The organism is Marinomonas spartinae (assembly GCF_016461715.1).
GTDB classification, from domain to species: domain Bacteria; phylum Pseudomonadota; class Gammaproteobacteria; order Pseudomonadales; family Marinomonadaceae; genus Marinomonas; species Marinomonas spartinae_A.
Genome location: NZ_JAEMUI010000020.1, coordinates 86,078 through 99,022, shown reverse-complemented (window position 1 = coordinate 99,022; position 12,945 = coordinate 86,078). Strand labels below are relative to the sequence as shown.

The 12,945-nt window shown below is 44.9% G+C and carries 10 protein-coding genes and 1 tRNA gene; all 11 read right to left on the bottom strand.

Translation table 11 applies throughout. From position 1 onward, the window contains the following. Nucleotides 1-137 precede the first annotated feature (137 nt). The 11 genes from JHD45_RS17280 to fba all read right to left on the bottom strand — a co-directional run bounded on the left by JHD45_RS17280 (nt 138) and on the right by fba (nt 12,942). Complete coding sequence (locus JHD45_RS17280) at nt 138-935, bottom strand: ABC transporter permease (RefSeq protein WP_199477746.1); 798 nt, start codon at nt 933-935, stop codon at nt 138-140. After that, nucleotides 932-1,819 carry an ABC transporter permease gene (locus tag JHD45_RS17275; protein WP_199477745.1) on the bottom strand — a complete coding sequence of 296 codons (888 nt, stop codon included), beginning with the start codon at nt 1,817-1,819 and terminating at the stop codon, nt 932-934. Before JHD45_RS17275 ends, JHD45_RS17280 begins: the two co-directional genes overlap by 4 nt. Continuing rightward, complete coding sequence (locus JHD45_RS17270) at nt 1,812-2,891, bottom strand: ABC transporter ATP-binding protein (protein ID WP_199477744.1); 1,080 nt, start codon at nt 2,889-2,891, stop codon at nt 1,812-1,814. Before JHD45_RS17270 ends, JHD45_RS17275 begins: the two co-directional genes overlap by 8 nt. An 86-nt stretch (nt 2,892-2,977) precedes the next feature. Beyond that, a complete protein-coding gene (locus JHD45_RS17265; RefSeq protein ID WP_199477743.1) occupies nt 2,978-4,087 on the bottom strand; it encodes an extracellular solute-binding protein in 1,110 nt (369 codons plus the stop codon). A 265-nt stretch (nt 4,088-4,352) separates the two neighbouring features. Continuing rightward, entirely contained in the window at nt 4,353-5,582 is a 1,230-nt protein-coding gene (gene serA / locus JHD45_RS17260) for a phosphoglycerate dehydrogenase (protein ID WP_199477742.1), read from the bottom strand. Nucleotides 5,583-5,798: 216 nt separating this feature from the next. Beyond that, the gene (trmA, locus tag JHD45_RS17255; protein ID WP_199477741.1) at nt 5,799-6,896 is read right to left on the bottom strand and encodes a tRNA (uridine(54)-C5)-methyltransferase TrmA; all 1,098 of its coding nucleotides are present in this window, start codon (nt 6,894-6,896) and stop codon (nt 5,799-5,801) included. Nucleotides 6,897-7,021: 125 nt separating this feature from the next. After that, nucleotides 7,022-7,717, bottom strand: a complete 696-nt coding sequence (mtnN, locus tag JHD45_RS17250; RefSeq protein ID WP_199477740.1) for a 5'-methylthioadenosine/S-adenosylhomocysteine nucleosidase — start codon at nt 7,715-7,717, stop codon at nt 7,022-7,024. Beyond that, nucleotides 7,710-10,298: a hypothetical protein gene (locus JHD45_RS17245; RefSeq protein ID WP_199477739.1), complete on the bottom strand. Its 2,589-nt coding sequence runs from the start codon at nt 10,296-10,298 to the stop codon at nt 7,710-7,712. The genes mtnN and JHD45_RS17245 overlap by 8 nt, the downstream gene beginning before the upstream one ends. Further along, nucleotides 10,292-11,443: a substrate-binding domain-containing protein gene (locus JHD45_RS17240; RefSeq protein WP_199477738.1), complete on the bottom strand. Its 1,152-nt coding sequence runs from the start codon at nt 11,441-11,443 to the stop codon at nt 10,292-10,294. Before JHD45_RS17240 ends, JHD45_RS17245 begins: the two co-directional genes overlap by 7 nt. A gap of 225 nt (nt 11,444-11,668) precedes the next feature. Then, nucleotides 11,669-11,753 (bottom strand) — tRNA-Leu (locus tag JHD45_RS17235). 121 nt (nt 11,754-11,874) lie between these two features. After that, a complete protein-coding gene (fba, locus tag JHD45_RS17230) occupies nt 11,875-12,942 on the bottom strand; it encodes a class II fructose-bisphosphate aldolase (protein WP_199477737.1) in 1,068 nt (355 codons plus the stop codon). Nucleotides 12,943-12,945: the final 3 nt, after the last annotated feature.

The window sequence follows — 12,945 nt, the reverse complement described above, 5'->3', positions numbered from 1 at the left end:
GAAGTTTTTTATGATTTTGTCATATCCATATGTTTTAAACACAAAATCAGGTTGTTTTTTAGACAGACCAAATAAAAAAGCCTGTCTTTTGTACAAAAAACAGACTTTTTTATGTCACAAACTTTTTCAACGATTTCCTAAGAGCGTGCTGTTTGTTCTCGGCGGCGTTTAATTTCATACACGATGGCTAAGATCACGGTAATCGAGATCATCACCAATCCCAACGCATTCACCGCAGGCGTGAGCCCTGTACGTACTTTTGAAGCGATGTACACAGTTAAAGTCGTATCGTACCCCTTAACAAACAAGGTGGTATTGTAGTTCTCAAAGGACTGTAAGAAAGCGATACCCGCTGCCGAAATAATGGCCGGCTTCAAATAAGGTAACAATATACGATGAAACGCCTGCCACTGTGTCGCTCCCAGGCTCAAGGCCGCATTTTCCAAGGTACGGTCAAATCGCTGCAATCGAGCTAGTACCATTAACATGACATAAGCCGCAATAAAGGTCGTTTGAGCAATAACAGTCAATACAATCCCACCCGTTACATTAAAACGCTGCCAGAAAATCAACGTCGAAATACCAATAATCACCCCTGGAGTTAATAGTGGCGACATCATAATAGAATAAACGAGGGTTTTGCCTTTACCATGCACCGTAGAAAGAAATAAGGCACAACAGATACCTATAGGAACGGCAACAAGCAACACTCCCACAGCGACAATAAGACTGATCCACAAGGCATGCCACATATTATCGTCTTGTGCCAAGGCACTAAACCACTTCAAAGTGAACCCACTCCATGGGGAAACCGTTGGAAAGCGACTATTATTAAAGGTCGCTAAGCCCATGATAATCAGAGGAGTGAATAAATATAAAAAGAAGACACCTATGTAAAAACGCACCCCCAGTCGCATAATGGTTTCTGATTTCATTTTGCAATGTCCCCCAAGCCAACCTTAAAGACACGCATAACCAAAGCGATAAAACCGATGCAGATAACAAGCAACAAGAAAGCGTATGCTGCTCCCTGATTCCAGTCACCTCCTTCAAAAAACCAATTATAAATAATCTGCGTGAACCAGCGACTGCCTGGAGAGCCCAATATTGAAGGCACTGCGTAACTGCCTGCGGCCAACATAAAGGTCATAATACAGCCAGTGGCAATACCGGGTTTCGCATGAGGGATGACCACTCGCCAATGGGTACGAATCCAGCCAGCCCCCAAATTACGCGCTGCTTTAATCTGATTGGTGTCCAAACTCTCAATGGCGTTATAAATTGGAAAAATCATAAACAAAATATAAGCGTACACCATACCAATCAGCACCCCTCCATCACCGGATAAAAAGCGAATGGGGCGGTGGATAAAACCAAGCCAAAGAAGCAAGGCATTCAATGGTCCTTTGTAAGCTAAGATAATGTACCAAGCAAAAGTCCGTAGAATTTCATTGATCCAGAATGGAATGATCAACAAAACCAAGCATAATGCGGCTTTTTGGGGGGTAGCGACTTTTGCCAAATAAAACGCAATGGGATAACTGACGATTAATGTCAGTCCAGTCACCAACACACTCGACCAAATGGTCTTAAAGAAAATCTCCAAGTGGATCTTATTGGTGAACAAGGTCTGATAGTTGACCAAAGAGTACACATCTTTCGGCCCCCCAATCTCTGCAGGAAGCAAATTAGGACGAAAGGAATAATCCACCATTAACAGCTGAGGTAGCACCACCATAGCAATGATCCAAATGGCGATCATGCCAATGACACCGACCGCCAACCCACTACCAAATCGGGCTTTAAGTTGGTTAAACATACTCTGCGGCTCCTAAAATGATGGCATCCTCAACTTTATAGGACAAGGATATATCCGCTCCAGCCACCAGAGACTCGGAAAACTGATGGGCACCCAGCTGAATTGCCAATTTAGTCGCGGCTGTATTCGCGTTTAGCGTTAAATAAGCACCCTCGAAGTTCACCTCTTCGATCTTACTTGGAATAGTCAGCATATTGTCTTCCGCTTGCAGGCGAAAATGCTCTGGACGAATAAAAAGCGTTGCTTGATCTCCCGCCTTGACTGTGTTGTGTACTCGTCCTTGTAAACGCCCTAACTGACCACAGTCCATTTCCGCCATGCCGTTATTTAAACTCAGCACCTTACCTTCTATGCCATTATTCTCGCCGACAAAGGAAGCGACAAAGGAAGTATGAGGATCGCGGTATAAGGTAATAGGATCGGCCACTTGTTGCAGTCGCCCTGCTGACATAACACCAACACGATCCGACATGGTTAACGCTTCACCTTGATCATGGGTAATATATATAAAAGTGATGCCTGTCTTACGCTGAATGTCTTTCAGTTCTGCACGCATATGCTGACGTAGTTTTAAATCTAATGCTGATAGGGGCTCGTCAAGCAATAACACCCTAGGTTCAACTGCCAAAGCTCGCGCAATCGCAATACGTTGACGTTGACCACCAGACAATTCCGTCACTTTTTTAGAGCCACTGCCATCCAAAGCCACCAGCTCTAGCAGTCGGTCTGATGTTTTTTTACGCTCTGCTTTAGAAACACCGCGCACTTCTAAGCCAAACTCAATATTTTCCGCAACCGTCATCAATGGAAACAAAGCTAGGTTCTGGAAAATCATCGAGGTAGGACGTTTATTAGCTGGCACACCACGCATACTTTGGCCGCCAATCTTCACATCACCGTGGGTTGGCTCTAAAAAGCCACTAATCATGTTTAAGATGGTGGTTTTGCCACAACCAGACGGCCCAAGAAAACTGAAAAACTCCCCTGACTCAATCTGTAAATCTGTTTTTTGAATTGCAGTAAACTCACCAAACTGCATCACGACGTTATCTAGATGAACACTGCTGTCCATACTACCTCTCTCAATTTTTAATAATAATTCGTTTCATTAAAAAATCCCTCGAAGCTGAACGCCACGAGGGATTTTTTCGATAAGGATTAGGCAGATAAGTAACGGTCTTGATACTCGTTACGCAACGCCACGTACCAAGGCTCTTGAATTGGCCACCACCAAAGGTTTGCCAAATCTTCTTTGGTATAAGAGGTATTGAAGAAATCTTTCGTTGCTTGAGGCAGCAGCGCTTCGGCTCCCTTCGCAGTGGAGTTATAGCCTGTCGCTTTGACAAACATAGCTCCCGCTTCTGGTGTGTAATACCAGTTAATGAACTCATACACTGAGTCCACATTATTGGCATTTTTAGGAACAACAAAGCCTTCCATCCATGCCAGTGCTCCTTCTTTTGGTGCACGATAGACAATAGGCTCGCCTTCTGATTGCAATTTGAAGGCGGTGCTGTCCCAAGTTTGCCCAATGATGGCACCATTGGTCCGAAAGGCGCCCTGCGCCTCATTTTCAGTTGACCAGAATTGAGCAATAGAACCTTTGTATTTGACTGCGGTTTTCAAAATCACGTCAAAGTTAGCCCGCATGGCTTTCTCTGTTTTATAAGAGTCCAACAGAGGGAAAGGCAACTTACCTTGTTTTTCAAGCCACAACCCAATGCCAACCAATGCAGAATGGGCACGAACGGTAACACCACCTGCATTCTCAGGTAGCCATAAGTCGCCGTAGCTTAATTCTTTACTGACTGTTGCCTCTTTCTTATTGTAAGCAATCGCTTCTGTTCCCCAGTCAGAGGGAGCGAAATAGCGTTTGCCTTTGACGACCCCACCGACTTTGGAACCAGAAATGGCACTGTCCAAACAACCGTCCCATTTTATGCGAGTTGTATCTAACGGCTGAACAAGATCGTAAGCAACATAGCCAGGCACACGATCCACAGTCGGCATAATAATGTCGAAGCCCGTACCATCGGTTGCACGCAGTGAGTTCATCAACTCATCATTGGTACCATAGGGGGTAAAGGTCGCATTGATGCCTGTTTTTTCTTTAAAATCTTTTAGCATTTCATCCGTGATATACCCCGCCCAAGCATAGATCCGTAATTCTTTATTGGCGGCTACTGCGCGGTTGATCATGAAAGGGGAAGCGACAACGGCTCCGACAACGGAAGCGCCTTTTATAAATTGACGACGAGAGAGAGTCATTCTAAAACTCCTTTAAGATGGTTTATGTGGTCTCGTTAAACGGAGACACTTCAAACGCCTTTTTTGATCAAGAGACGCCAATAAAACACTTTTTTATTAAACGAGTGTTCAATAAACATACCATACTACAGAAAAATGACAAATTTATGTCAGTTTAAATTCACATTTCACCACCGCCTCACTTGAACCAGAGCATAACAACTGACAAAGGACGAAAAAAAACCAGCACGAGGCTGGTTTTTTTTAGATCGTTCTAACGCTCTGTTTAGAATAAAACACGCGCTTTAATGGTACCTTCAACGTCTTTCAACTTCTCAAGCGCTAATTCACCCGCCTCGGCAGACACGTCCATCACCATGTAGCCCAATGTTTCAGTGGTACGCAAGTACTGACCAGTAATGTTGATGTTATTATCAGAGAAAATAGCGTTAATCTTAGACAACACACCTGGACGGTTATGGTGAACGTGCAAAATGCGGTGATTATCCGCTTGTGATGGCAACGCCACTTCAGGGAAGTTAACGGATGCAATTGTTGTCCCGACATCAGAGTACTGGATCAACTTCTCAGCCACTTCAACGCCGATGTTTTCTTGCGCTTCCATAGTACTACCGCCAATATGAGGGGTTAGAATCACATTATCCAAGCCACGTAGAGGTGACACAAACTCTTCATCATTGCCCTTTGGCTCGACTGGGAAAACATCCACCGCCGCGCCACTTAGATCACCCGCTTTAAGCGCAGCAGCAACGGCATCCAAATCGGCTACTGTACCACGAGAGGCGTTGATGAAGATCGAGCCTTTTTTCATCTGTGATACTTCTTTAGCTCCGATCATCATCTTTGTGGAAGCGGTCTCAGGTACATGCAAACTAATAATGTCACTGGTAGACAACAACTCTTTCAGACTTTTAACTTGATGGGCATTCCCCAAAGGTAACTTGGTCACGATGTCATAAAAACACACGTCCATCCCCAAGGATTCGGCTAGCACACTCAGCTGAGTACCAATGCTTCCGTAACCAATAATCCCTAAGCGTTTGCCGCGAGTTTCGAAAGAGCCTACAGCAGATTTCATCCAGCCGCCGCGATGACAAGCCGCGTTTTTCGCAGGAATACCACGTAACAACAAAATCAACTGACCAATCACCAGTTCAGCCACACTGCGCGTATTGGAAAAGGGTGCGTTAAATACAACGATACCTTTTTCGCTTGCGGCGTCTAAGTTCACTTGGTTTGTACCAATACAAAAACAACCAATTGCCACCAGTTTATTGGCATGGGACAGTACTTTTTCTGTCAACTGAGTACGCGAACGCAAACCAATAAAGTGTGCTTCGGAAATTTTATCGATCAAGTCTTCTTCCGCCAACGCGGTTTTATGATACTCGATGTTGGTATAACCAGCGGCATGCAAGGTATCTAATGCAGATTGATGAATGCCTTCTAATAACAAGATTTTAATTTTGTCTTTGTCTAGTGAGGTGTTGCTCATGGCTCGTTCGACTTCTCTATTAGTGTGGGGGGAAAATTTCACGCCAATATGTTAACACAGAACATTATCTGTCGTATTCAAGATACTAGAATGTCTTTCATTATGTTAGGAGTGAAACTCATATAAAACTTATACGGCGTATTGAGACAGCAAAAATCACGGTCTTTATGTGTAAAAGAGACCAATAAAGGGAACCTATTGGCTCCCTTTTTACGGTTAGTCAATGCGCTCTAAAAACACACCAGTTTCCACATGATGGGTATAAGGAAACTGGTCAAACATGGCATAACGCACCACCTTATGCGTGGAGGATAGCGCTTCCAAGTTGGTTTTTAGGGTTTCTGGGTTGCAAGAAATATATAAGATGCGATCCACCTTCCGCACCAACTCTACTGTCGCATTGTCTAACCCAGCTCGAGGCGGATCCACCAGCACAACCGATGGATTTAACACCGCCATTCCAGCCTGCACTAACGCTTTTGGCAAAGCCACATCGCCATTGAGTGCGGCAGAAACATCTTCACTGGCCATTTTCACGACTTGAACGTTATTCAGCCCATTCATCGTGATGTTTAGCTGAGCGGAATGAACTGAGACTTTGGAAATTTCCGTCGCCACGACACGATCAAAGCGGCGTGCCAATGGGATCGAAAAGTTACCATTACCACAGTACATTTCAAGCAGATCGCCAGAGGCACCTTTGGTAACATCCAACGCCCAGGCAAGCATCTGTTCATTAATACCAGCATTTGGTTGAGTAAAGCTGTTTTCTACTTGCTGGTAATGGTACTTATGACCATTCACCGTCAAGGTTTCCATGACAAAATCACGGGTTAGAATATGCTTTTTCTTGCGGCTGCGACCGATAAAATGACAGGATGGAAAGGCCTCACTCATTAAGCGCGCCGCCGCATTCCACTCATCATCAATCGGTTTATGATACAAAAGACTGATCAATGCTTCACCAGTAGTGGTGGTTAGAAAATCCACTTGGAATAATTTATGACGCAAAATAGGCGCATCGCGCACTGCGTCAATCAGCTTGGGCATGAGCTCGTTGATCAAACGTGAAGCGGCAAGAAATTGATCCGTCCGAATCGGTGTTCTGGGATCGGCCGAATCAAACATGGCGTAAAACAAATCGTCTCCATCATGCCAAATACGAAACTCAGCGCGCATTCGGTAATAAGCAGGTTCACTGGAAAACACTTCTAACGCTGGCAACGATAAATCAGCCATTAAACGGGTCAATTCAGCTTGCTTGTCGCCTAGCTGTTGTTCATACAATTCTGGTTGGATTTGATCCGGTCTCATGACTCATACTCTTTAAACAAAGGAAACGCACCATATTAGGGGCGGCATTATACGAGTTCCAGTGCGACAAATCTAATCCGACGCAGACGATAACAGCTATATGCTACCCTGCGTCAGCAAACTCATTATGCTTTCAGCATTTGCTGAATCATCAAAGAGGAATTCTCCGCAGCTACTTTCAAATATTCATCAAAACTTTGTGGCGACTCCTTGCCAGCAATGTCAGATAAAGAACGTACCACCACAAACGGTGTCGAAAATTTAAAGCAAACTTGCGCCACTGCAGCCGCTTCCATCTCCGCGGCGATCATGGTCGGGAAAATCGCGCGTACAGCTTCCACTCGAATGGGATCGTTCATAAAACTATCCCCCGTACCGATTAAACCGACTTTGGCTTTGACTCGGTCAACCGCTCTCACTGCGGCACTGGCCCTTTCAATAAGAGCCGGATCAGAGGTATAGGTTGCTGGCATACTTGGCACTTGCCCCATAGCATAACCAAACGCCGTCACATCCACATCATGATGCACAACATGGTCAGAAATCACCACATCACCCACACTTAGTTCGGGATCAAATCCACCTGCAGAGCCGATATTGATCACATATTCTGGCGCGAACTTTGATAACAATAATGTCGTAGAGACCGCAGCATTGACCTTACCGATACCAGATTGAAGCAACACAACGTTCTGACCTTCAAACTGCCCAGTATAGAAATCACAACCCGCAATACTTTGCTTTTCAACTCCCGTCATCCACGCCTTAATAACGGAGACTTCTTCATCCATCGCACCAATTAGACCAATCACCTTACTCATTCTCTGCTCCTAAATCCGTTGTACTTTGCACATAGTCTCGCAACGCGCAAATTTGCTCCCCAGTATAGGGAAGATACATTTCATAACGTTGTACATTATCCATCATCTCGGGCCAGTTTTGTACGGCGTAAAAACGTATACTAGGGAAACGTTGCACAACAGACATTAACAAGTCCTTGGGCTGCGGTTCCAATAGCACCACAACTGCATCAGAATGATAGGGAAAAATCGCCTCAAACTCTTCCAGCCCTGACAACCACTGAGATGAAATAGACAAACGCTCAAGCTCAGTATACCAAATAGCTTTTGCGACACGGCTACCTCCCACCACAATCCAAGCTCGCTTGCGGCCGCTCAAGCGCATGGGAACAATACCCTCATACTGACGCGCTTTAGCAATTACCTTCTGTAAACGGTAATCAGATACACAACCAGACAACCCCAGTACCCCGTAATCAAAGTGCTCATTATGCTGTGTACTTAGCCATATAATCGGTAGTTCTTCTCGATCTTGTTGTCCCTTTAGGGCTTTAATCATATGACGGGGCGCTTGAACATCATGATCGCTCCCCATGATGACCACATCGAATTGAGATACAGCACTTGCCTGCATAAAAAAAGCATCCGTTGAGGAGTAGCTTTCTACCTGCCCACCCAGCCGTTCCAAGCTGTCTTTGATACGCTCAGCCTCAAGATAGTCATTCCACACCCAAGCCACTGTAAAACTTTCTTTTTCATTCCCAGGCTCAATGCCTTTTATCGTCAAGGGCAATTCCACTTTAAAAGCATTATTGCGTAATTGACGTTGACGACCCGTTAGCGGTTGCAGTAAAGCATTGATCATCCAATGCCAAAAGGGTCTTAACTCCGCTCCACTGATGATCGTCATTTCTAAATCAATACCGGATCGAAGCGTTAACTGACGCTGTGATACATCACTTGAAACCACCAGCATAAGCAAGACTCGCAACAAGTTTCTTAGATTAATGTCACATGTAACAATCATAGAACCAACATCCACGGGACAATCGACTTGCACATCGTAGGGCGCGACCCCCAAGCGCGAGGTCAGCCACTCACACTCACGGGCAAGCAATTCGCCAATAGGCAAGTCTTCAGTCTGAGTTTCTTCTGATTTAAGATCGTCAAGCAACGCCAACAAAATGGCTAACCAGCCACGGAAATATTGACTGGAGATATTATCGGGCCAACGAGGTAATAAACTTAACTCCTTTAACAAGACATCAATGTCTATGTGTCGATGCAATTGTAATGACGATGGTTTTAGCTGCTCAAGCTGCCAAGAAAGGCGTTTTTCATTCGTTATATCACGCCCTACAAGCAATAAACTTCGAAAGCCATTCTCATTGGTGAAGGAGTAAGCGCACCAGTGATAGATAACATTTAAATGCGACAACGTTAACTCAAAACTCACGCCCACCTCTCCTTTCAAAGCATCCTGAATCGCTTGGTGAACAGAAATGGGCGTAAAATCAAACACACTGCGAGCATGGTGATTATTGGGAAAAAGTCGCATAGCCTCTTTATTCATCGCATCGACGCATGCCACTTCATTACAAAACATCACCGCATTGTTGGTCGAGTCGAGTAATAATTGAAAGCGTCGCTCTTTCGCCTGCAAAAATTGACGATACTGATCGCCTTGTACCTGTAATGGCTGCAACTCCGAAAAAGGCAAAAACTCCTCACTCGTCCGCCCTACGACAAACGCTAGGGGAGAAAACACCAAACGCCGAATCAGCATCACCAATAAGACAAACAAAATCCCCAACCCCATAAAGAGCCAAAAAACGAACTGCCCCCAGTGATACAGAGAACCGGAAGATATGACAGACTTGCTTACCACCTCCAGTTCGAAATGGCTATCATAAACAGAAGAGGAAAACGCACTGGTGAATTGCACACTATTGCTAGAAGATTCCAACGAATTACGTTTTTCTTTGAGCAAAATAGCGCCAGTAGAGGCATCTTTTATCTGCACCATATCGACTTTCGCCGCATCCAATAGTTTGCTGGCTAACGTCAAGTTTTCATTTAATGATACAAAGCCGTACAGATAGCCGACATTAATTCCCTCTTTCCCCACCAACTTTTTCTTATAAAGCAAAAATATGGCGCCATCTTTAGAGGTCACTTTTACCCAACGATTGATTTTACCCTGACGTAACAAGGGCGCGATATCATCCTTGGTGTACAAACGTGCCCGTGGATCGATCGCCGGCGGACGATTCGCCCAATCAATATAAAAAAAATCCAACCCACCAAAGAATAATAAATCATGATGGCCAAACAGCATATCCAAAGCTTTCGAAGGCGCGTAATGTCCGAGTAACAAATCTTGGCTGATAAAGTTCATCTCGTGTTCAGCTCGATTTAAATACGCTTCAAAGGTTTCTTCCACTATCTGTTTTTTCAATACTAGACTGGACTGAAGTTCATTTTTTTCTCGTGCATCAAAAGCAATAAACGAGGCAGCCGATGCCACTGCAAACGCAAATAAAAATAGCGCCAGTATGCGATAAAAGGCACGACGCTCAAGACTCATTGTCGCGTTTACCATATTACCGCCGAGTATCGATAGGCCTGTTGAATCATCAAATGCAAACTCGTCGAGTCCTGCTCTGGCGACATGATCGTTGTTCTTCCAACATACAACATGGGTTCTGCTTTTCCTTCCATATCTCCTTTAATTCCTTCGGCAACCGCAATGGCCAGGTCATCCCACATAAACAGGCTACTCACCATCACTGGCCCATTAATCAGATGATCCACCTCATTCACCGATAACCCCCAGCTATTGGTCTGTGCCGAAGATAATCCATCCTCTTCAGTTTTACTCTCAGCCATTCCCTTCATTTGATGGGCATGGGTGTTATGGTAGGCCTTGATCGCCCTTACCACGCCATTAGAAATAGACTGCGTACAACTAAAAATAAAAGCATCTGGTGTTTTTCTCAAGATTCGCTGGGCAGCCACATAGGCGGCTTCCGCGTTATCCGCCACCGTTTGTACATCACCAATATGGCGATTACGACTTGCCATCGCATCCAAAAAGCCATTACAGCGTAAATCATTCATATAACCAGATGACAACACCAAAGCGGCAAGTTTTGTCTTCTTTGGCAACTGCCGATCCAAATAGCTCGCCAGTGTTTGCACGGCTTTCAACTGATCAAACCCTACATACATAAATGGCGGCTGGTATTTCCAGTTTTTCAGCGGCGTCGATAAATTAAAAAAAATCACCTTGGTCTTACCTTGTTGTAACACCCTTTCCACTACGTGACTTTGCATCACATCCAAATCCGTGGCGACTAGATAATTAGGCTTTTCTTTTTTAATCAAAGAAAAAGGACTCGTTGCCTGAAGGTTCTGCAGATTATCGTAGATAGTAATCTGATAGGCGATGCCAAGCTCTTGCATACGCCGCTTAAAACTTAGTAATAGGGATTTGTTTCTAATGGATGACGTCGTACCAGACAACAAAAATGCGACTCGTACCGGAGAAATCTGCATCATATTTATAGGGTCTGCGGGGGAGTTAACCACAGCGGAAAGTTGTTCACTTAATGGGCGCTGATCCGGCCAAGCACGATAAAAATCCTGGCTACTAATAACATAGGGCAGCACATTCATCGCCTGAGCGGACGAACACACACCTAAAAGAAAAAGAGCAAAAAGGTTAATACAAAACAGTCGTCGCATGATGATATCCGCTGGCACTTCGGACAGAAGCAATCTTTAGACGTCATTGCACGATTAAAAAGTCAGATAAACAAACGTGCAAACGCCTTTTTATAAAGTAAGCCAAAAAGATAAGCCGTATCACACAGCAACACAAGTAAATGGGAGAGAAAAGCGAACCACAATGGTCGAAGAACAAAATTCAGACATAAAAAAAGCTGACATGATGTCAGCTTTTTTTAAATTTGGTGCGGAAGGAGAGACTCGAACTCTCACGCCGTGAAGCACTGGAACCTAAATCCAGCGTGTCTACCAATTCCACCACTCCCGCAAGGAATGGCGAGCATTATAGGGAACTCATTTTTTTGGTCAACTGTTTTTTCGAGTTTTTCACAAAAAAATGAAAAAAAGTTTTTTCCACCCTACGCGCTCGCTCTTTCTTAGGTTTGTACTTAGAAAGTACGTCCACCTTTGTACTCACCGCGCTCATAACGAACGGCCATTTCCTCAAGGTCGATGGTATGGATACGTGATGCTTGACCAGCACTGCCAAACGCTTCATAGCGATCAATACACACCGCTTTCATCGCTTTGATACTTTCTGTTAAGTATTTACGCGGATCGAAGTTGCCTTTGTGTTCAGCAAGGCTACGGCGAATAGCCCCAGTCGCTGCCAAACGCAAATCAGTATCAATGTTCACTTTGCGAACACCATAACGAATGGCTTTGACAATCTCTTCAACAGGCACACCATACGTTTCAGGAATCTCACCACCAAATTCATTGATAATCGCTAACCAATCCTGTGGCACCGATGAAGAGCCGTGCAATACAATATGAGTGTTAGGCAGACGCTCCACAATGGTAGCGATTCGCTCGATGTCTAAGATATCACCAGTGGGTGGGCGAGTAAATTTGTATGCCCCATGACTGGTACCAATCGCAACAGCAAGGGCGTCAATGCCTGTTGCTTCCACAAATTCAAGCGCTTCATCGGGATCTGTCAGCATTTGAGAGTGGTCTAGGGTGCCTTCCGCTCCCACACCATCCTCTTCACCTGCTTGACCTGTCTCCAAAGAGCCTAAACAGCCTAGTTCCCCTTCAACCGAAACGCCACAGGCATGAGCAAATTCCACCGTACGACGCGTCACATCCACATTGTAATCGTAACTGGCGGGGGTTTTACCATCGGCCATTAAAGAGCCATCCATCATCACAGACGAAAAACCAAGTTGAATCGAGCGCTGACAAATAGCGGGGGATGTGCCGTGGTCCTGATGCATAACAACAGGAATATGTGGGTAATCTTCTATGGCGGCCGCGATTAGGTGACGTAAGAAATGGGATCCTGCATACTTACGCGCTCCCGCAGAAGCTTGCATGATAACAGGAGAATTAACTTCGTCCGCCGCTTCCATGATCGCTTTCACCTGTTCCATGTTATTCACATTAAAAGCAGGTAAGCCGTAGCTGTGCTCGGCAGCATGATCTAGCAGTTGACGCATACTAATTAAAGGCATAAA

Coding starts and splice junctions, on each gene's coding strand:
- JHD45_RS17275 (WP_199477745.1), bottom strand. CDS start 1,819: ATGTTTAACCAACTTAAAGCCCGATTTGGTAGTGGGTTGGCGGTCGGT.
- mtnN (WP_199477740.1), bottom strand. CDS start 7,717: ATGAGTAAGGTGATTGGTCTAATTGGTGCGATGGATGAAGAAGTCTCC.
- JHD45_RS17280 (WP_199477746.1), bottom strand. CDS start 935: ATGAAATCAGAAACCATTATGCGACTGGGGGTGCGTTTTTACATAGGT.
- JHD45_RS17270 (WP_199477744.1), bottom strand. CDS start 2,891: ATGGACAGCAGTGTTCATCTAGATAACGTCGTGATGCAGTTTGGTGAG.
- serA (WP_199477742.1), bottom strand. CDS start 5,582: ATGAGCAACACCTCACTAGACAAAGACAAAATTAAAATCTTGTTATTA.
- trmA (WP_199477741.1), bottom strand. CDS start 6,896: ATGAGACCGGATCAAATCCAACCAGAATTGTATGAACAACAGCTAGGC.
- JHD45_RS17240 (WP_199477738.1), bottom strand. CDS start 11,443: ATGCGACGACTGTTTTGTATTAACCTTTTTGCTCTTTTTCTTTTAGGT.
- fba (WP_199477737.1), bottom strand. CDS start 12,942: ATGCCTTTAATTAGTATGCGTCAACTGCTAGATCATGCTGCCGAGCAC.
- JHD45_RS17245 (WP_199477739.1), bottom strand. CDS start 10,298: ATGGTAAACGCGACAATGAGTCTTGAGCGTCGTGCCTTTTATCGCATA.
- JHD45_RS17265 (WP_199477743.1), bottom strand. CDS start 4,087: ATGACTCTCTCTCGTCGTCAATTTATAAAAGGCGCTTCCGTTGTCGGA.